This window comes from Streptomyces sp. NPDC020489 (assembly GCF_044386545.1).
Taxonomy (GTDB): domain Bacteria; phylum Actinomycetota; class Actinomycetes; order Streptomycetales; family Streptomycetaceae; genus Streptomyces.
Genome location: NZ_JBIRUZ010000010.1, coordinates 331,352 through 350,815, shown reverse-complemented (window position 1 = coordinate 350,815; position 19,464 = coordinate 331,352). Strand labels below are relative to the sequence as shown.

Annotated in this window: 16 protein-coding genes; 7 read left to right on the top strand and 9 right to left on the bottom strand. The window is 70.6% G+C overall.

Annotated elements, in window-relative coordinates; genetic code table 11:
• Nucleotides 1-7 precede the first annotated feature (7 nt).
• Nucleotides 8-1,033 (bottom strand): ATP-dependent 6-phosphofructokinase, encoded by a 1,026-nt coding sequence (locus ACH41F_RS27420; RefSeq protein ID WP_391232695.1) that lies wholly within the window; start codon nt 1,031-1,033, stop codon nt 8-10.
• A 214-nt stretch (nt 1,034-1,247) separates the two neighbouring features.
• Between ACH41F_RS27420 and pta the strand changes: the two genes are divergently transcribed.
• The 3 genes from pta to pyk all read left to right on the top strand — a co-directional run bounded on the left by pta (nt 1,248) and on the right by pyk (nt 6,112).
• Nucleotides 1,248-3,353 (top strand): phosphate acetyltransferase, encoded by a 2,106-nt coding sequence (gene pta, locus ACH41F_RS27415; RefSeq protein WP_391232696.1) that lies wholly within the window; start codon nt 1,248-1,250, stop codon nt 3,351-3,353.
• The gene (locus ACH41F_RS27410; protein WP_398837887.1) at nt 3,350-4,567 is read left to right on the top strand and encodes an acetate kinase; all 1,218 of its coding nucleotides are present in this window, start codon (nt 3,350-3,352) and stop codon (nt 4,565-4,567) included. Before pta ends, ACH41F_RS27410 begins: the two co-directional genes overlap by 4 nt.
• A 120-nt stretch (nt 4,568-4,687) precedes the next feature.
• Complete coding sequence (gene pyk, locus ACH41F_RS27405) at nt 4,688-6,112, top strand: pyruvate kinase (RefSeq protein ID WP_391232698.1); 1,425 nt, start codon at nt 4,688-4,690, stop codon at nt 6,110-6,112.
• Nucleotides 6,113-6,215: 103 nt separating this feature from the next.
• On the opposite strand, the gene ACH41F_RS27400 is transcribed toward pyk, so the two are convergent.
• From ACH41F_RS27400 to ACH41F_RS27385, 4 genes are all read right to left on the bottom strand, one after another.
• Entirely contained in the window at nt 6,216-7,532 is a 1,317-nt protein-coding gene (locus tag ACH41F_RS27400) for a hypothetical protein (RefSeq protein WP_391232700.1), read from the bottom strand.
• The gene (locus tag ACH41F_RS27395; protein WP_391232702.1) at nt 7,522-8,091 is read right to left on the bottom strand and encodes a DUF6114 domain-containing protein; all 570 of its coding nucleotides are present in this window, start codon (nt 8,089-8,091) and stop codon (nt 7,522-7,524) included. Before ACH41F_RS27395 ends, ACH41F_RS27400 begins: the two co-directional genes overlap by 11 nt.
• Nucleotides 8,092-8,209: 118 nt before the next feature.
• The gene (locus ACH41F_RS27390) at nt 8,210-8,845 is read right to left on the bottom strand and encodes a DUF6230 family protein (protein WP_391232703.1); all 636 of its coding nucleotides are present in this window, start codon (nt 8,843-8,845) and stop codon (nt 8,210-8,212) included.
• Nucleotides 8,846-9,507: 662 nt separating this feature from the next.
• Nucleotides 9,508-10,488, bottom strand: a complete 981-nt coding sequence (locus ACH41F_RS27385) for a tetratricopeptide repeat protein (protein ID WP_398837885.1) — start codon at nt 10,486-10,488, stop codon at nt 9,508-9,510.
• 217 nt (nt 10,489-10,705) lie between these two features.
• Between ACH41F_RS27385 and ACH41F_RS27380 the strand changes: the two genes are divergently transcribed.
• Nucleotides 10,706-11,332: a TetR/AcrR family transcriptional regulator C-terminal ligand-binding domain-containing protein gene (locus ACH41F_RS27380; RefSeq protein WP_391232705.1), complete on the top strand. Its 627-nt coding sequence runs from the start codon at nt 10,706-10,708 to the stop codon at nt 11,330-11,332.
• Nucleotides 11,333-11,356: 24 nt separating this feature from the next.
• On the opposite strand, the gene ACH41F_RS27375 is transcribed toward ACH41F_RS27380, so the two are convergent.
• Nucleotides 11,357-13,057, bottom strand: a complete 1,701-nt coding sequence (locus ACH41F_RS27375) for a methylmalonyl-CoA mutase family protein (RefSeq protein ID WP_391232706.1) — start codon at nt 13,055-13,057, stop codon at nt 11,357-11,359.
• Between the two features lie 64 nt (nt 13,058-13,121).
• Between ACH41F_RS27375 and ACH41F_RS27370 the strand changes: the two genes are divergently transcribed.
• Nucleotides 13,122-13,463, top strand: coding sequence for a DUF3817 domain-containing protein (locus tag ACH41F_RS27370; RefSeq protein ID WP_398837883.1), 342 nt, complete (start codon nt 13,122-13,124; stop codon nt 13,461-13,463).
• Nucleotides 13,464-13,525: 62 nt separating this feature from the next.
• Here ACH41F_RS27370 and ACH41F_RS27365 read toward each other — a convergent pair whose 3' ends face one another.
• Together ACH41F_RS27365 and ACH41F_RS27360 are read right to left on the bottom strand one after the other, a co-directional pair.
• Entirely contained in the window at nt 13,526-14,035 is a 510-nt protein-coding gene (locus ACH41F_RS27365; protein ID WP_391232708.1) for a MarR family transcriptional regulator, read from the bottom strand.
• A 47-nt stretch (nt 14,036-14,082) separates the two neighbouring features.
• Nucleotides 14,083-15,321, bottom strand: coding sequence for an MFS transporter (locus ACH41F_RS27360; protein ID WP_391232710.1), 1,239 nt, complete (start codon nt 15,319-15,321; stop codon nt 14,083-14,085).
• Nucleotides 15,322-15,407: 86 nt separating this feature from the next.
• Between ACH41F_RS27360 and ACH41F_RS27355 the strand changes: the two genes are divergently transcribed.
• Together ACH41F_RS27355 and ACH41F_RS27350 are read left to right on the top strand one after the other, a co-directional pair.
• Complete coding sequence (locus ACH41F_RS27355; RefSeq protein WP_391232712.1) at nt 15,408-16,412, top strand: DUF5937 family protein; 1,005 nt, start codon at nt 15,408-15,410, stop codon at nt 16,410-16,412.
• Between the two features lie 98 nt (nt 16,413-16,510).
• Entirely contained in the window at nt 16,511-17,503 is a 993-nt protein-coding gene (locus tag ACH41F_RS27350) for a glycoside hydrolase family 6 protein (RefSeq protein WP_398837880.1), read from the top strand.
• A gap of 4 nt (nt 17,504-17,507) precedes the next feature.
• Here ACH41F_RS27350 and ACH41F_RS27345 read toward each other — a convergent pair whose 3' ends face one another.
• Entirely contained in the window at nt 17,508-19,463 is a 1,956-nt protein-coding gene (locus ACH41F_RS27345; protein WP_398837878.1) for a galactose oxidase-like domain-containing protein, read from the bottom strand.
• Nucleotide 19,464 lies beyond the last annotated feature (1 nt).

Below are 19,464 nucleotides of genomic sequence, written 5' to 3'. Positions count from 1 at the left end.
CCACCGGCTAGAAGACCGACTCCGCCTCGTCCATCCGGTCCTTCGGCACCGTCTTGAGCTCGGTCACCGCCTCCGCGAGCGGCACCATCACGACGTCCGTCCCGCGCAGCGCCGTCATCCGCCCGAACTCGCCCCGGTGCGCGGCCTCCACCGCGTGCCAGCCGAAGCGGGTGGCGAGGACCCGGTCGTACGCCGTCGGTACGCCGCCGCGCTGGACGTGGCCGAGGATGACCGGCTTGGCCTCCTTGCCGAGGCGGCGCTCGAGCTCGTACGCCAGTGCCGTGCCGATGCCCTGGAAGCGCTCGTGGCCGAACTGGTCGATCTCGCCCTTGCCGTAGTCCATGGAGCCCTCGGCGGGGTGCGCGCCCTCGGCGACGCAGATGACGGCGAACTTCTTGCCGCGCGCGAAGCGCTCCTCGACCATCTTGACCAGGTCGGCGGGGTCGAAGGGACGCTCGGGCAGGCAGATGCCGTGCGCGCCCGCCGCCATGCCGGACTCCAGCGCGATCCAGCCCGCGTGACGGCCCATGACCTCCACGACCATCACCCGCTGGTGGGACTCGGCGGTCGTCTTCAGGCGGTCCATCGCCTCGGTCGCGACGCCGACGGCGGTGTCGAAGCCGAAGGTGCGGTCGGTGGAGGAGATGTCGTTGTCGATGGTCTTCGGGACGCCGACCACCGGCAGGCCCGCGTCGGACAGCATGCGGGCCGCCGTCAGGGTGCCCTCGCCGCCGATCGGGATCAGCGCGTCGATGCCGAACTCCGCGACCATGTCCTCGGCCCGGTCGCAGGCCTCGCGCAGACGGTCGCGCTCCAGCCGGGAGGAGCCGAGGATGGTGCCGCCGCGGGCCAGGATGCCGCTGACGCTGTCCAGGTCGAGGGCGCGGTAACGGCCGTCCAGCAGGCCGGAGTAGCCGTCCTCGAAGCCGATGACCTCGTCGCCGTAGTTGTCGACCGCTCGGTGCACGACCGACCGGATCACTGCGTTCAGGCCGGGGCAGTCGCCGCCTGCGGTGAGAACTCCGATACGCATCGTGCTGTGTCTCCTGCTCGCTGTTGATACCGGTGAGCCGTTCCGATTGTTTCACGTCCCACACGGCACCGCCGCCCCCGGACCTGACGGGCGCCTTATCCAGTGAGAGAGGTATTGTCAAGAGGGTTCTGCTCACCTCGGTGGGCGATTTTTGTGCCCCTCGTGGGGGACCCTCCCGTTTGCGACCGACCCCTCTTTGGAACGGAGAGCACGCGTGACCCGCAGCGTGTACGTGACCGGAATCGACCGCGGCGACGGCCGCCAGGTCGTCGAGCTGGGGGTCATGGAACTCCTGACCCGCCAGGTCGACCGGGTGGGTGTCTTCCGGCCGCTCGTCCACCACAGCCCCGATCGTCTGTTCGAACTGCTGCGTGCCCGCTACCGCCTCTCCCAGGACCCCACGACGGTCTACGGCATGGACTACCACGAGGCGTCCGCGCTCCAGGCCGAGCAGGGCACGGACGAGCTGGTCTCCACGCTCGTGGACCGGTTCCACCGCGTCGCCCGCGACTACGACGTCGTCCTCGTCCTGGGGACCGACTTCGCCGACACCCAGCTCCCCGACGAGCTGTCCCTGAACGCGCGCCTCGCCAACGAGTTCGGGGCGTCCGTCATCCCCGTCGTCGGCGGACGCCGGCAGAGCGCCGAGTCCGTGCTCGCCGAGACCCGCAACGCCTACCGCGCCTACGACGGCCTGGGCTGCGACGTCCTCGCGATGGTCGCCAACCGGGTGGCCCGCGAGGACCGGGACCTCATCGCCGAGCGGCTGGACTCCTCCCGGCTGCCCGTGCCCTGCTACGTGCTGCCCGACGAGCCCGCCCTGTCCGCGCCGACCGTGGCGCAGATCGGCCAGGCCCTCGGCGCCAAGGTGGTGCTCGGCGACGACTCCGGGCTCGCCCGGGACGCTCTCGGCTTCGTCTTCGGCGGCGCGATGCTGCCCAAGCTGCTCGGCGCGCTGACGCCGGGCTGCCTGGTCGTGACCCCCGGCGACCGCGCGGACCTGGTCGTCGGCTCGCTCGCCGCGCACAGCGCCGGCACCCCGCCGATCGCGGGCGTCCTGCTCACCCTCGACGAGGTGCCGAGCGACGACGTCCTCACCCTCGCCGCCCGCCTCGCCCCGGGCACCCCGGTCCTGTCGGTCCCGGGCATGAGCTTCCCGACGGCCGAGCAACTCGTCGCCCTGGAAGGCAAGTTGAACGCGGCGACGCCGCGCAAGGCGGAGACCGCGCTCGGCCTGTTCGAGCGGTACGTCGACACCGGCGACCTGCTCAAGCGGGTCTCCGCGCCCAGCAACGACCGCGTCACCCCGATGATGTTCGAGCACAAGCTGCTGGAGCAGGCCCGCTCCGACAAGCGCCGCGTCGTCCTGCCCGAGGGCACCGAGGCCCGCGTCCTGCACGCCGCCGAGGTGCTGCTGCGCCGCGGGGTCTGCGAACTGACCCTGCTCGGCCCGGTCGACCAGATCCGCAAGAACGCCGCCGACCTCGGCATCGACCTCGGCCACGCCCAGCTGATCGACCCGGCCACCAGCGAGCTGCGGGACGGCTTCGCCGAGAAGTACGCGGCCCTGCGCGCCCACAAGGGCGTGACCGTGGAGCTGGCGTACGACGTGGTCAGCGACGTGAACTACTTCGGCACGCTGATGGTCCAGGAGGGGCTCGCCGACGGCATGGTCTCCGGCTCGGTGCACTCCACCGCCGCGACCATCCGGCCCGCCTTCGAGATCATCAAGACCAAGCCGGACGCCGACATCGTCTCCTCGGTCTTCTTCATGTGCCTCGCCGACCGGGTGCTGGTCTACGGCGACTGCGCCGTGAACCCCGACCCGAACGCCGAGCAGCTGGCCGACATCGCCATCCAGGCGGCCGCCACCGCCGAGCAGTTCGGGGTGGACCCGCGGATCGCGATGCTGTCGTACTCCACGGGGACGTCGGGTTCGGGCGCCGACGTCGACAAGGTGCGCGAGGCGACCGAGCTGGTCCGGCAGCGGCGGCCCGACCTGCGGATCGAGGGGCCGATCCAGTACGACGCCGCCGTCGAGCCGACGGTCGCGGCGACCAAGCTGCCGGAGTCGGAGGTGGCCGGGCAGGCGACCGTGCTGATCTTCCCCGACCTCAACACGGGCAACAACACCTACAAGGCCGTGCAGCGCTCGGCCGGCGCGATCGCCGTCGGACCGGTCCTTCAGGGTCTGCGCAAGCCGGTCAACGACCTGTCCCGGGGCGCGCTCGTCCAGGACATCGTCAACACCGTCGCCATCACGGCGATCCAGGCCCAGTCCCCCGCCCCGTCCCCCAGCGAGAAGGCGTCCCAGCAGTGAGCTCGTCCCGCGGCACCCGCGTCCTCGTCCTCAACTCCGGCTCCTCGTCGGTGAAGTACCAGCTGCTCGACATGAGCGACAGCAGCCGGCTCGCCGTGGGGCTCGTCGAGCGGATCGGCGAGGAGACCTCCCGGCTCAAGCACACGCACGTCGAGTCCGGCGCCACCCGTGAGTGGACCGGACCGATCCGCGACCACGAGGCCGCCCTGAAGGCCGTGTCGGAGGAGCTGGCCAAGGACGGACTCGGCCTCGACTCCCCCGAGCTGGCGGCCATCGGTCACCGGGTCGTGCACGGCGGGCAGACCTTCACCGCGCCGACGGTCGTCGACGAGGCGGTGCTCGCCGAGATCGAGCGGCTGATCCCGGTCGCCCCGCTGCACAACCCGGCCAACCTCACCGGCATCCGCACCGCCCAGGCGCTGCGCCCCGACCTGCCGCAGGTCGCCGTCTTCGACACCGCGTTCCACACGACGATGCCGGAGTCGGCCGCCCGCTACGCGATCGACGTCGCCACCGCCGACGAGCACCGCATCCGGCGCTACGGCTTCCACGGCACCTCGCACGCGTACGTCTCCCGGGCCACCGCCGAGCTGCTGGGCAGGTCACCGCAGGAGGTGAACGTCATCGTGCTGCACCTGGGCAACGGGGCGTCGGCCTCCGCCGTGCGCGGCGGTGTGTGCGTGGACACGTCCATGGGGCTGACGCCTTTGGAGGGGCTCGTCATGGGTACGCGCTCCGGAGACGTGGATCCGGCCGTCATCTTCCATTTGACGCGCGTTGGCGGAATGTCCACGGACGAGATCGACACTCTTCTCAACAAGAAGAGCGGCCTGATCGGGCTGTGCGGAGACAACGACATGCGGGAGATCCGCCGTCGGGTGGACGAGGGTGACGAACAGGCGCAACTCGCCTTCGACATCTACATTCACCGTCTGAAGAAGTACATCGGCGCCTATTACGCGGTGCTCGGCCGGGTGGACGCGATCGCGTTCACAGCCGGAGTCGGGGAAAACGCGAGTCCCGTGCGAGAGGCTGCGGTGGCGGGCCTGGAGGAGCTGGGGCTCGCGGTGGACGGCGAGCTCAACGCCGTACGGAGCGACGAGCCGCGGCTGATCTCCCCCGAGCACGCGCGCGTGGCCGTGGCCGTGGTGCCGACCGACGAAGAACTGGAGATCGCGACACAGACCTACGCACTGGTCGAAAAGAGCACCTGAGCGAATATCGGAGCAGCTGAGCAATTACACGCCAGTAACACGCCTGAGCGCCCGGCCGCCCATTTGTCTCTTCCACCAGACGGAATATTCCGTAGCGAAACAAACCGATAGGATCGCCCCATGCGCCGTTCGAAAATCGTCTGTACTCTCGGCCCCGCGGTCGACTCCCACGAAATGCTCGTGTCCCTGATCGAAGCCGGCATGAACGTGGCCCGCTTCAACTTCAGCCACGGCACGCACGCCGAACACCAGGGGCGGTACGACCGCGTCCGGGCCGCCGCCAAGGAGACCGGCCGGGCCATCGGTGTCCTCGCCGACCTCCAGGGCCCGAAGATCCGTCTGGAGACCTTCGCCGAGGGCCCGGTGGAGCTGGAGCGCGGTGACGAGTTCGTCATCACGACCGAGGACGTCCCCGGTGACAAGCAGATCTGCGGCACCACCTACAAGGGCCTGCCGGGCGACGTCTCGCGCGGCGACCAGATCCTCATCAACGACGGCAACGTCGAGCTGAAGGTCCTGGACGTCGAGGGCCCCCGGGTCAAGTCGATCGTCATCGAGGGCGGTGTCGTCTCCGACCACAAGGGCATCAACCTGCCCGGCACGGCCGTCAACGTGCCGGCGCTGTCGGAGAAGGACGTCGAGGACCTCCGTTTCGCGCTGCGCATGGGCGCCGACATGATCGCGCTGTCCTTCGTCCGCGACGCCAAGGACGTGGCCGACGTCCACAAGGTGATGGACGAGGAGGGCCGCCGGGTCCCCGTCATCGCCAAGGTGGAGAAGCCGCAGGCGGTGGACAACATGGAGGACGTCGTGATGGCGTTCGACGCCGTCATGGTGGCCCGCGGCGACCTGGCCGTCGAGTACCCGCTCGAGAAGGTCCCGATGGTGCAGAAGCGCCTCATCGAGCTGTGCCGCCGCAACGCCAAGCCGGTGATCGTGGCGACCCAGATGATGGAGTCGATGATCACCAACTCCCGCCCCACCCGCGCCGAGGCCTCCGACGTGGCCAACGCGATCCTGGACGGCGCGGACGCGGTCATGCTGTCCGCCGAGTCGAGCGTGGGTGCCTACCCGATCGAGACCGTCAAGACGATGTCGAAGATCGTCGCCGCGGCCGAGCAGGAGCTGCTCAGCAAGGGCCTCCAGCCGCTCGTCCCCGGCAAGAAGCCGCGCACGCAGGGCGGTTCGATCGCCCGCGCCGCCTGCGAGATCGCCGACTTCCTGGGCGGCCGGGGCCTGGTGGCCTTCACGCAGTCCGGTGACACGGCCCGCCGGCTCTCCCGCTACCGCGCGTCCCAGCCGATCATCGCCTTCACCACCGACGAGAACACCCGCAACCAGCTGGCCCTCAGCTGGGGCGTCGAGTCGCACGTCGTGCCGTTCGTCAACAGCACCGACGAGATGGTCGACCTGGTGGACCAGGAGATCATCAAGCTCAACCGCTTCCACCCGGGCGAGATCGTCATCATCACCGCCGGTTCGCCCCCCGGCGTCCCCGGCACCACCAACATGGTCCGCGTCCACCACCTGGGCGGCGAGAAGTAGGGACACGGGCCCGCGAGGGCCCCTGTACGGCGCTGAGGGCGCCCCCTGGACCAGGGGGCGCCCTCAGGCGTGTCGCGGCTCCCGAACGGGCTTGGTGGGGCGCTCAGTCGGTGATGAAGTTGTGCAGCCCGGGCACGTGCAGGGTGCCGCCGAACTGGCCGGCCTGCACGACCGTCACCTTGGTGAAGTAGATCAGCGGGATGTTCAGCGGCGGCGGGCTCTTCGGGCTGAACGTCACCGGGATCAGCCCCAGCAGGTTGCCGGAGATGCTCTCGGTGTACATCACCGTGTCGCCGCCGCGGATGGTGGACGTCGAGCCCTTGGCCGCCTGCACGTGGTAGGTCTTGCCGGACTGCTTGTCCTTCACCGTCTGGTGCAGGTCGCCGATGTCGGTGCCGTCGGAGATGACGTACTTCAGCACCTCCTTGGTGGTGCCGTTGGCCGTCCGCACCTTGACGATGCCCTTGTAGTCGGCGCCCTTCAGCAGCAGCGAGCTGGCGTTCAGGGACCAGGGGTCGTCGGGCAGCGGGACGGTGTTGTCGACACCGCCCTCCTCGTCCGTGGCGACCGGGCAGTCGTCGACGTCCGTGGTGGAGCTGGGCGACGGGCTGGCGGTGGCCGCCTCGGCCGCCTTCTCGACCGCGTCCTTGGTGTCCTCGGCCGCCTCGGACGCCGTGCCGGTCGCGTCGGACGTGTCCTTGGCCGTCTCCTCGACCGTGTCGGTCACCTTGTCGGTGGTGTCCTTGACGGCGTCGGACGCGTCGTCCCCGCTGTCCTCGGACGCGGAGGCCGAGGCCGAGGCCGACGGCGTCGGGCTGGCGCTCGCGGACGGCGAGGCGTCCTGACCGCCCGTGAAGATGTCCTCGATGGCGCCGCCGATCTCCTCCAGCACGTTCTTGTCGCTCTCGGAGGCCGAGGGCGAGGGCGTGGCGGTGGCGCCGGACTGGGAGCCACCGGAGGAGCTCTCCGAGGCCGAGGCGGAGGGCTTCGGCGTGGGCTCGGCGTCGTCGTCGGAACCTGAATCCGACGAGGAGCCGCCACCCGAGCCGGAGCCCGAGTCCGGGTCCGTGGTCGAGGAGGACTCGGTCGCCGAAGGCGTCGCCTCCGCCTCGTCGTCCTCGGACTCACTCGCGGACGGCGAGGGGGACGCGGACGCGCCGTCCTCCAGGGCCGCGACACAGTCCTTGTACTCGTCGGCCGTCAGGCTCTTGGAGGCGGGCTGGTCCTCGGCGTTGGCGAGCGTCGGCGTGAACCCCATCCCCATGAGGACCGCCGTCGGCATCGCCGCCAGGGCTATCGCCTTTCCGGCCGGCATGTGGAACCGGGTGAACAGCGGCTTCTTGGGCGCCGCGTGGCGCGGCCCGGTTCTCGCACGGGACACCTCCACATCGGTCCCGTGGGTCACCTCGTCAGCCGGCACTGTGCCTCCCGTTCGCCCCGTTCGCCGGGCTCGTTCCTGACAGATCGTTCGGCTCACCGACGTCGTACGCGTCCTTGGAGAGCGTGGGGACCGCACCCGCGGGCGCGTGGCCCTCGCTCGTGGTGTCCTGCCGGAGCGGTTCCTGCGCCTCCGGCTCGCCCGGCACCCAGGCCACGGCCATCGCGCCGCCGACGAGAGAGAGGAGGAAGCCGATGAGGAAGCCACCGAGGTTCGACACGGGGATGGACACCAGGGCCAGCAGGATCGCCGCGACGCCCGCGAAGGTGCGGACGTGCTTCTGGAACCAGAGGCTGATGCCGAGGACGACCAGCAGCACGCCGATGATCAGCGAACCGGCGCCGGCCGTGGTGGCCATCGCCAGGGTCAGGTGACCGATCTGCAGGTGTGCGTAAGGGAAGTACGCGATGGGGATTCCGCCCAGGAGGACGAACAGGCCGGCCCAGAACGGCCGGTCGCCCCGCCAGGCGCGGAACTTCCGCTTGGCGACCCGGATGTAGTGCTCATCATGGCCGGGTACGGCAGGAGTCTCGGCGCTCATGGAAAACAGCTCCCTGGTGCGGCGTTGCTGTGGTGGTGAGGGTTACGGCACGTGAAGAACCGCGCTTCACAGTGGACGGGCGGGGGCGCCACCGGCTCCCCCGCCCGCCGGCGAGTGCTTAGTAGCACTCCTTGACACCGGACGACAGCGACATCTTCAGGCCGCTGAGCTTGAAGGTGCCGGCGGTGGTCGCCCACGCCGTCTGCTTCACGTCGCTCAGCGTGGCCTTGTCGGCCTGCTGCGCGAACCCGAAGGGGTTGGCCTGCTCGTTGCCACCCTTCATGCCGGGACCCTTGCTGGCGTCCTTGGCGGCCACACCGATGTCGATGTTCTCGAAGACCGCGTCGGCCTCGAGGTCCTGGACGTCGATGTACAGGTTCTCGGCCTGGACGGGAGTACCGCCGCCGCCCGCCTTCAGGATCAGGCTGACGGAACCGAGGACCGGGATGTTCGGCGTGACCACGGACTGGCACATGCCGGTGATCGAGGCCGACTTGAACGCCGAGACCGCGACGGGGTGAGCCGTCTTCTTGCCGTCGAGGGTGTACCCCGAGTCAAGGGCGCCGTACTGGGAGAAGCCCGTACCGACGAGCTTGTCCGCGGTCACCTTGAACGACTGGCCCGACACACTGAACGACGCGGCGAGAGCGCCCTGCGCGAGGGCGACACCTATCGCGGCCGTGGCGGCCACGCTGGGCACCATCACGACGGCGAACCGCTTCCATCTGGTCCCGCCACGCACCTGGGACTCCATATTTCCTCCTTCTCGGACGTACATCTCCTGGCCCTGACTGCCCCTGTCGAACATGACGGCTCAGCCGGGCAGGGATGGGAGAAGCGCTACGTCCTCGGGAAGGGGAGCGCCCGTACTCGGAGGCGCGAACCGCGCACCGATCACCGGCGATCACCCCCGAGCGACAACCACTGGTCGCGCCTGAAGCACATCACGCACAACCTTGCTGGACAGGCTTCACCGGAAGGCGAAGACCCCCCTGCCCAAGAGCCGGCACCACTGCTGCCGGCTCTGCTCGGTGGGGACCCAGGAGTTCCCGCGGCCCGACCGGCTGTCGGGGTACGGGAATGGACCGAGCGTCGCCGATCGTGGTGCATTCTCGCCGCCCGCACAAGGGGCTTCGTTACTCGGTAGTAACGGCGGGATAACCGAACAACGACCCGCCGGTCTCGGCCGACGACTGAGGGTGGCCCGAAGGGGGCGGACAAAGTTGTTGATGATCGGACAGAATCCGACAGATCAACGTCCAAAACTTACTTGTAGTAACAGCGGCCGCGATTACCAAGATTTGGTAAAGCGCGGCCGCTGTGACGCCTCGAGGGCGGTTTCTTCACTCGGGCACCACAGGCCCGGACGTTTAGTGACTGGTCAGAACGGGGCTCCCGCCCCGCTCGCACACCGGGCTAGAACAGCGCCCGCGCCAGCGACCGGCGCGCCGCGACCACCCGCGGATCATCGGCCCCGACCACCTCGAACAGCTCCAGCAGCCGTACCCGTACGGCATCCCGGTCGTCACCGAACGTGCGCCGCACGGTGTCGATGAGCCGCCCGAAGGCGTCCTCGACATGACCGCCGACCAGATCCAGATCGGCCGCGGCGATCTGCGCCGGCACGTCGGACGGCTTCCCGGCGGCCTCCTCGCGCACCCGCTGCGGGTCCAGACCCTGCACGCGCTGGAGCAACTCGGCCTGGGCGAGGCCCAACTTGGCCTCGGAGTTGGCCGGGTCGTCGTTCAGCACGTTCTTGTACGCCTGCACCGCACCGCCGAAGTCCCCCGCGTCCAGGGCCTGCACGGCGGCCTCCAGCAGGGCGTCATGGGGTCCGGCCGGCGCCGCGGGAGCCGCGGCCCGCTCGGCGCCCGGCGCGGCGCTCGGGTCCACCGCGAGACCGGTGAGGCCGAAGCGCTGCTCGGCGACCTGCACCAGCTGGTCCAGGGTCTGCCGGATCTGCGTCTCGTCGGCGGCTCCCTGGAAGAGCGGCAGCGCCTGCCCGGCGACGACGGCGAACACCGCCGGGATGCCCTGCACCCCGAACTGCTGCATCAGCATCTGGTTGGCGTCGACGTCGATCTTGGCAAGCAGGAAGCGCCCGTTGTACTCGACGGCGAGCCGCTCCAGCACCGGGCTCAGCTGCTTGCAGGGCTGGCACCACTCGGCCCAGAAGTCGATGACGACGGGTACCTCGGTGGAGCGCTGGAGGACGTCCTGCTCGAACCCCGCCTCGTCTACGTCGATGACGAGATCGGCCGGCGAGACGGCTCCGGGGCCGCCGCCCTGCCGGGCCGCTTCGGCGCGCGCCTGCTCCGCCTTCGCCTTGGCCTCCTGGGCCGCCTTCACCGCGGCGAGGTCGACGACTCCGCTCATGGACATGTTCCGTGGCTGCATGCGTCTATCCTCCCCCGTCCGCGCGTCCCATGTGCCGCATACCCCCGGCCGGTGCTCATGCCGGGTCTGACCGTGTGCTGTTCGGCGCCGGGTCCCCACCCCACGCCAGTGGTTTCGCTACGAGTCGTAGCGTAATGGCACCGGGTGCCTTCCGGATACCCGAACCCGGTGATCTCTCTCACCCGGCCGCGGCGGAACCGGCGGTTATCGTCGTGGGATGCAGAGCCGCCCTCCCGCCCCACGGGCCTCCGGACGCCCCCGCAGCGCCACCGCGGACGCCGCGATCCTCGGCGCGACCCGTGAGGCACTGGTGGAGCTGGGCTGGTCCAAGCTCACGCTGGGGGACGTGGCGGCGCGGGCGGGCGTGGCGAAGACCACGCTCTACCGGCGCTGGCCGGGCAAGAACGAACTGGTCGTCGACGCGGTCGCGGAGCTCTTCGACGAGCTGGAACTCCCCGACCGCGGCACCCTCGCCGCCGACATCGAGGGCGTGGTGCTGCAGTTCGCGGCGATCCTCGCCCGCCCGGAGGCGAAGAGCGGCCTGATGGCGGTGGTGACCGAGTCGATCCGCGACGACGCGCTGCGCGAGCGCATCCGCTGCTCGATCGTGGAGCGCCAGAAGCGTCTGGTCCTGGAGGGCCGGGCGCGTGCCGAACGCCGGGGCGAACTCCCCCCGGACACCGACCCCGCGGAGTCCGCCCGGACCGTCGACCTGATCTTCGACGTGGTCGCCGGGGCGGTGGTGCACCGCACGCTGGTCAGCTCCGAACCGGCGGACGAGGAGTGGGTGCGCGCCTTCACCCGGGTGCTGGTGCTGGGGCTCGCCGGCGCCGCGGCGGACTGAGGCCGCCGCGGCCGCCCGTCGCGCTCAGAAGCCGGCCGGCTCCGTGTAGACCCCCCACTCGTCGCGCAGCACCCCGCAGATCTCGCCCAGCGTGGCCTCGGCGCGTACGGCGGTCAGCATGGGCTCGATCATGTTCGAGCCGTCCCGGGCGGCGGCGAGCATGGCGTCCAGGGCCCTGCGCACCGCGGCGTCGTCCCGCGCGGCCTTGCGCTCGCCCAGCACCCGCACCTGCTCGCGCTCGACCTCGTGGCTGACGCGCAGGATCTCCAGGTCGCCGGTGACAGACCCGTGGTGGACGTTGACGCCGACGACCCGCTTGTCGCCCTTCTCCAGGGCGCGTTGGTACTGGAACGCCGACTCGGCGATCTCGCCGGTGAACCAGCCGTCCTCGATCCCGCGCAGGATGCCGGAGGTGACGGGCCCGATGGGATGCCGCCCGTCGGGGTGGGCGCGCAGGCCCCGCTCCTTGATCTGCTCGAAGATCTTCTCCGCCTCGGCCTCGATACGGTCGGTCAGCTGCTCGACGTACCACGAACCGCCCAGCGGGTCGGCCACGTTGGCGACCCCGGTCTCCTCCATGAGCACCTGCTGCGTCCGCAGCGCGATCTCGGCGGCCTGCTCGGAGGGGAGCGCGAGGGTCTCGTCCAGGGCGTTGGTGTGCAGGGAGTTGGTCCCGCCGAGCACGGCGGCGAGCGCCTCGACGGCCGTCCGTACGACGTTGTTGTACGGCTGCTGCGCGGTCAGCGAGACCCCGGCGGTCTGGGTGTGGAAGCGCAGCCACTGCGCCTTCTCGGACCGGGCGCCGTACACGTCCCGCATCCAGCGCGCCCAGATCCTGCGCGCGGCGCGGAACTTGGCGATCTCCTCGAAGAAGTCGACGTGGGCGTCGAAGAAGAAGGAGAGCCCGGGCGCGAAGACGTCGACGTCGAGCCCGCGGCTGAGCCCGAGCTCCACGTACCCGAAGCCGTCGGCGAGGGTGTAGGCGAGCTCCTGCGCGGCGGTGGCCCCGGCCTCCCGGATGTGGTAGCCGGAGACGGAGAGCGGCTTGTAGGCGGGGATGTCCCGCGCGCAGTGCTCCATCAGGTCCCCGATGAGCCGCAGATGGGGCTCGGGCTGGAAGAGCCACTCCTTCTGGGCGATGTACTCCTTGAAGATGTCGGTCTGGAGCGTGCCGTTCAGCACCCCCGGATCGACACCCTGCCGCTCGGCGGCGACGAGGTACATGCAGAAGACGGGGACGGCGGGCCCGCTGATGGTCATGGAGGTGGTGACGTCCCCGAGCGGGATGTCCTTGAACAGCACCTCCATGTCGGCGGCGGAGTCGATGGCGACCCCGCAGTGCCCGACCTCGCCGAGCGCCCGGGGGTCGTCGGAGTCCCGCCCCATGAGGGTCGGCATGTCGAAGGCGACGGACAGTCCGCCGCCCCCGTTGCCGAGGATCATCTTGTACCGCTCGTTGGTCTGCTCGGCGTTCCCGAACCCGGCGAACTGCCGGATGGTCCACGTGCGCCCCCGGTACCCGGTCGCATACAGCCCCCGGGTGAAGGGGAACTCCCCCGGCCACCCGATCCGCTCGAACCCCTCGTACCGATCCCCCGCCCGGGGCCCGTACACCGGTTCCACGGCGTCCCCGGACAAGGTGGTGAAGTCGGCCTCCCGCTTGCGCGAGGCGTCATACCGGGCCTGCCACCGTCGGCGGCCCTCTTCAATGGCGTCAGCGTCCATGCTTCGAATTTACTAGGACGTCCTAGTAAATGTCGACGGCGAACCACCCGTTACCCTCGACGGCATGAAGAAGAGCGTCCTGACCCGCTACCGGGTGATGGCCTACGTCACCGCCGTCCTCCTCGTCCTGCTGACGATCGGCGTGATCGGGAAGCGGCTGCTGGGCATGGACGGGTTCGACGGCTTCGTCTCGGTGGTCGGCATCGCCCACGGCTGGCTGTACGTGATCTACCTGATCTTCGCCTTCGACCTGGGCACCAAGGCGAAGATGCCGCTGGGCCGCCTCGCCTGGGTACTCCTCGCCGGCACGATCCCGACCGCTGCCTTCTTCGTCGAGCGCAAGGTCACCCGCGAGGTCACCCCGCTGTTGACCGACACCCCCACCCCCGACCCGGCCGCGGCCTGACCCTCACTTCGTGACGAAGTGACACGGCACGGCCCGTTGGCCGGCGGTGTGGCGGTCGGGGCTCAGGCCTCGTCGAAGTCGTGGGCCGCCACTCGGAGGGGGCGCAGCATCGCGAAGAGTTCGGCGCATTCCTCCGCGTCGTAGACGCCGAGGCCGAAGTCCATGGCCATGAGGTCGCGGGTGGCGGACTCGACGACCTCGCGGCCCTTGTCGGTGATGACGGCGAGGGTGCCGCGGCCGTCGTTGGGGTTGGGCTTCTTGTCGACGAGGCCGGACTTGACCAGGCGGTCGACCGTGTTCGTGACCGACGTGGGGTGGACCATGAGACGCTCGCCGATCTTGGACATGGTCAGCTCACCGGCCTTGGAGAAGGTGAGCAGGACCAGGGCCTCGTAGCGCGCGAAGGTCAGTCCGTAGGGCTTGACCACCGCGTCGACCTCCGCGAGGAGGATCTGGTGGGCGCGCATGATCGAGGTGATCGCGGCCATCGACGGCACGTTTCCCCAGCGCTGTTTCCAGAGCTCGTCCGCTCGGGCGATGGGATCGAAGGGGAGACTGAGGGGCTTCGGCACGGCAACAGACCTTACCGGCCGGTCACATCGTGGTCAGCCCCGTCTTGTCATTCGGTCGCCCCAGCCGTCCGCCCCTCGGTCCGGCGGGCCGTCACCGCCAGCGCCGCGCAGCACGCCGTCCCCAGCAGCCCCGCCCCCGCCACGGTCCACGTGACCCCCGCGAACTCCGCCGCGACCCCCGCCAGCGCCATCCCCACGCCCTGGATCGTCATCAGCCCGGCGGTCAGCAGCGTCATCGCCCGCCCCCGCACCTCCTCCGGCACCGCCCGCACGAACCACTGGTCCAGGCCGAGCGTGTACGCCGACCCCGCCCCCGACAGCAGCAGGAGCGCCAGCGAGACGGCGAGCCCGGGGTGGAGCAGATACGCCACGTACGGCAGCAGGGTCAGGGACACCAGCGGCAGCGCGATCCGTTCCCGTGCCGCCGGCTTCAGCCGTGCGCCCGCCCACAGCTCACCGGCGATCGTGCCCACCGGCAGCGCGCACATCAGCAGCCCGAGCCCCACCGAGCCCGCGCCCAGATCGTCGGCGTACGGCGCCGCCAGCGCCTCCGGCACCACCGAGAACATCGGCGGCACCCAGAACAACAGCAGCAGCACCCGCACCCTGCGGTTCGCCAGCACCTGCCGCGCGCCTCTCAACGACTCCGCCACCAGCGCGCCCCCGGTCCGCGCCCGCGCCGGCCGCCGCAGCGTCCCGAAGCGCAGCAGCACCGCCGACACGCAGAACGTGCCCACCGTGATCAGCAGCGCGTGCCGCGGCGCGACGACCGTCAGCAGCAGCCCGCCCAGCCCGTACCCCACCAGCAGCGCGCTCTGCGACACGATCCTCAGCAGCGAGCGGCCCAGCACGAACAGGTCGCCGTCCCCGAGGATGTCGGCCAGCGTCGCCATCCGCGTCCCCTGGAACACCGGCGCCACCATCGCCAGGGCGCACCGCAGGGCCAGCAGCGGCACGATGCCCGCGCCCGGCACCGCCATCGGCAGCACGCACACCGCGCACACCAGGTCGCACACCACCAGCACCCGCCGCGCCGGGAAGCGGTCGGCGATCCCCGCGAGCAGCGTGCCGCCGACGACGTACGGCAGGAACCCGAGCGCGAACGCCAGCGCGCTCAGCAGGGGCGAGCCGGTCAGGTCGTAGACGAGGACCGACAGGGCGATCTCGCTGACGACCACGCCCAGCAGGGACAGCAGGTGCGCCACGAAGACCGCGCGGAACTCGCGCACGGCGAGGACGCGGGCGTAGCCGGTGGGCGGCGGGGCCGCGGTCACGGTGTCCGTCATGGGCAGCAGCGTGCCGAGCGGGCCGCCGCCGGCCTAGAGTTTCGGCCACAGCCGAATCTTCCCGCCCCCGGCCACCAGGACGCCCCATGCCGTCTCGACTGCACTTTGGCGAGGACGACTTCCTCCGCTGCCGCTTCGCGATCTCGCCGCTCTGGGAGACGCAGGAGGTCGTGCGCACCCTCAAGCGGCCCGAACGGCACGGCTACCACGCACCCTGGCTGCGCCGGGCCCGTACCGCCGCCGCCGCGCTGGACCTCACCCCGCTGTGGCTGCTGATGCCCCGGCGCGGCCACTCCCCGGACTGGCTGGGGCCGCCTCCGATCGGGCCCGCCGCCACCTTCGAGGAGGAGATCGCGGCCGTACGGGCGAGTGATCCCCGGGCCGCCCGCGCGGACACCGAGAAGTCGCTCGCGTGCACGCCCGGCGCGCTGGAGTCCGCGCACGCGCGGGCCTGGATGCGGGACCCGGTCCGCATGGTCAGGGAGCTGTCGGACGCGATGGAGGAGATCTGGCGCACCCTCGTCGCGCCGGACTGGCCGCGGCTGCGCGCCCTGCTGGAGGCGGACGTCGCCTTCCACTCGCGGCGGCTGGCCGAGGTGGGGCTCGGCGGACTGCTGCCGGAGATCAGCCGGCGGTTCGGCTGGGACGCCGGGACGCTGACCGTGGAGCACCGGGGCGAGCACGAGCGACGACTGCGAGGGCAGGGGCTGGTGCTGATGCCGAGCGTGTTCATCTGGCCGGACGTGGTCAGCACTTTCGACCCGCCCTGGCAGCCGACCCTCGTGTATCCGGCGCGCGGTGTCGGCGGCTTGTGGGCCGAGCCCGACGACCGTACGCCCGACGCGCTGCTGCGACTGCTCGGACGCGGCCGGGCCGCCGTGCTCACCGCGCTCGACGAGCCCGCCTCCACGACCGGCCTCGCCCACCGGCTCGGTCTCGCGCCCTCGTCGGTGTCCGCGCACCTGACCGTGCTGCGGGACGCGGGACTGCTGACCGCGCGGCGGTACGGGCATCAGGTGCTGTACGAGCGGACGCCACTGGGGATCGCGCTGGCGTCGGGGCCCGGTGTCGCGCCGGGGTCGGACATGTGATCCATGTGACGATGGGCGACAGACTGGCACATCACGGTCAAAACGACCCGCCGGTCGACCATGTGACCGTACGTCATCCCCTCGCGCAAGGGAGCAGCATGCCCCGGCTGATCCACACCCTCGCGGTCCTGTCGGCGCTCGGTCTCGCGGCGGGCTGTTCGTCCGCGTCCGACGTCGACGAGGCCTCCGTCGCCGGCGCGGCCGGCCGGCAGACGGCGTCGACGTCACCGTTCTGGGTCGACCCCGACAGCTCCGCCGCCCAGCAGATCCTGCTCTGGCAGCGCCAGGGCCGCACCCAGGACGCGGCGCAGCTCCGCAAGATCGCGGACCGGCCGGCCGCGCTGTGGCCGGCCGGGGAGGTCGACCCGGGCCCGACCGTGCGGGCGGCCACCGCGTCGGCGACCGCCGAGGACCGTACGGCCGTGTTCGTCGCGTACAACATCCCGCACCGGGACTGCGGTCAGCACTCGGCCGGCGGGGCGGCGGACGCGGACGCCTACCGGCAGTGGATCGGGAAGTTCGCCGACGCGCTCGGCGACGCCAAGGCGCTCGTCGTCCTCGAACCGGACGCGGTCGCGCACATCGTGGACGGCTGCACGCCCGGCGAGTACCACGCCGAACGCGAGCAGTTGCTCGGCGAGGCGATCGACCGGCTCAAGCGGCAGCCGAACACCAAGGTGTACCTGGACGCGGGCAACCCGTCCTGGATCAAGGACCCCGAAAAGCTGGTCGAGCCGCTCAAGCGGGCGGGCGTCGCCGGGGCCGACGGGTTCTCGCTGAACGTCTCCAACTTCCAGACCGACGCCGTCACCACGCAGTACGGGCGCCGGCTCGCCGCGGACCTCGGTGGCAAGCACTTCGTCATCGACAGCAGCCGCAACGGCAACGGACCGCTGCCGGGCGTCTGGTGCAACCCGCCCGGCCGGGCGCTGGGCACCCCGCCGACGACGGACACCGGCGAGGCCGCCCTGGACGCCTATCTGTGGATCAAACGGCCCGGCGAGTCGGACGGCACCTGCGAGGGCGGCCCGAACGCCGGGCAGTGGTGGCCGGAGTACGCCCTCGGACTGGCGCGCAACTCCTCGCGCTAGTCCGCTACTTCACGTGGATCCACCGCGCCTTCGACGGGGTGCCGTCCGCGTCCGTCACGAACAGCATGTACCAGCCGGGCGGCACCAGGCTCGTGTCCTTCGGCACCTCGAAGGTGACGGCCTTCGCGCCCCTGGTGACGCCGAGCTCGATCGAGCGCTGCTCGACGTCGGTCGTGTGCGTCACCGCGCTGGGCCGCATCAGCCGGGCCTCGGCGATCCGGTCCGGGTGCTCGGTGCGGAAGGTCACCCGGTGGTCCTGGTCGAGCTCGCGCGGTCCGTCCTTCAGTACGGGCCGGTCGTCGCCGGCGCGGTGCAGGGCGGGCGGCGTGAAGATCTCCATGCGCTGCTCGAAGTGGCCGAGCTTGGTGTTCTGCTGGTCGTCGAAGAGGGGGTCGGAGCCGAAGGTGGCGACCCGTCCGTCGGGCAGCAGCAGCGCCTCGGAGTGGTAGTTGCGGCCGACCGTGGGGGCAGCGGCCTCCCGGAAGACGTTGCCCTTGGGGTCGTAGAACTGCGCCTTGAGGATGTTGCTGGCGCTGCGGCCGCGGTAGTCCTCGGAGCCGTTGGCGGTGAAGACCGTGTCGTCCGGCATGATCACGCTGTTCAGATACCGCGTGCCCTGCGGGAGGTTGGGGCCGTCCTCGAAGACCGGGTTGTCCTTCTTGAGGTCGACGACGGCCGTGCGCGGGGTCGACTTCTTCGACTCGCCCACGCCTCCGCCGCCGAGGATCATCACCCTCTGGTCCTGCGCGGGCGGCAGGAGCACGGAGGCGGAGGTCTCGGTCTCGTCGGCGTCCCGCAGCCCGGGGACCGGCTCGAAGGTGTTGTTCCTCAGGTCCCACAGCCCCGGTTCGCGACCCGACTCGGCGGGTCCGTAACCGGCGTTGGAGGCCGGGTAGAAGAGCTTGCCGCCCTTGGTGAGGAAGAGCGCGGGGTAGGTCGGGAAGTACCGCTTGGGCCCGCGCGACCACTTCTTGGTCCTCGGGTCGTAGATCTCGTTGTCGCCCGGGTCGATCACGCCGACGTCGTCCAGGCCGGAGACCGCCAGCACCCGGCCGTCGTCGAGGCCGACCAGGGTCGGGTACCAGCGGGCCTTGTCCATCGGGTCGACCGGGATGTACTTCTCGGCGACCGGGTCGAACTCGTAGGCGGCGCGGATGCCCTGGAAGTCCTGCTTGTCGAAGGTGATCTTCTCCGACAGCCCGTAGGTGTTCTCCGCGTCCTTGCCGGTCAGGCCCACCACCTCGTACTGGGCCTGCTTCTCGGTGACGGACATCGGGCCCTTCTCCACGGCCTCCACGAACACGCGCGCCTCGGCCGCCTTGACCCTCGTCTTCCAGGGCTGCATCACACCGCGGGCGTTGTACGTGACCTTGAAGGACTTCTTCGCCTTCGGGACGGTCACGTCGAAGCGGCTGACGTACTCGACACCGGCGGGCGAGCGGAAGCGGGTGCCCTTCTTCAGGAACACCGCCTTGTCGGGGTTCTCGTTCTTGACCCGCATGCCGCCGCCGGCCCGGTCGATCTCACCGTCCAGCAGCTCGTAGCGGGCCGTGCCGCCGGCCACGAGCAGCCTGCCGTCCGGGAGTTGGGCGTGGCCCGAGCAGAAGAAGTCGTCCGGCGTCGGGATCCTCTTGAAGGTGTTGGCGGCCGGGTTCCACAGGATCGTGTCGAAGGAGCCCTCGTCGAACTTCTTCTGCTCGTTGCCGGAACCCGCGACGATCAGCACCTTCCCGGTGTGCAGGAGCGCCGCGTGGATGGCGTTGGTCCGGAACTCCTCCGGGATGTCGATCTGGCTCCAACTGCCGTACTTCGCCTTGTACTCGGGCTGCGCGATCTTGTACGCGTGGTACTTGTCACCGACGAAGTCGAGCGCGGCCGGGGCGTTCAGACCGACCAGGATCGCGATGCCGCCGATCCCGAGAACGGTCTTCTTGGTGCGCTGTGACGGCTGGTAGGCCATG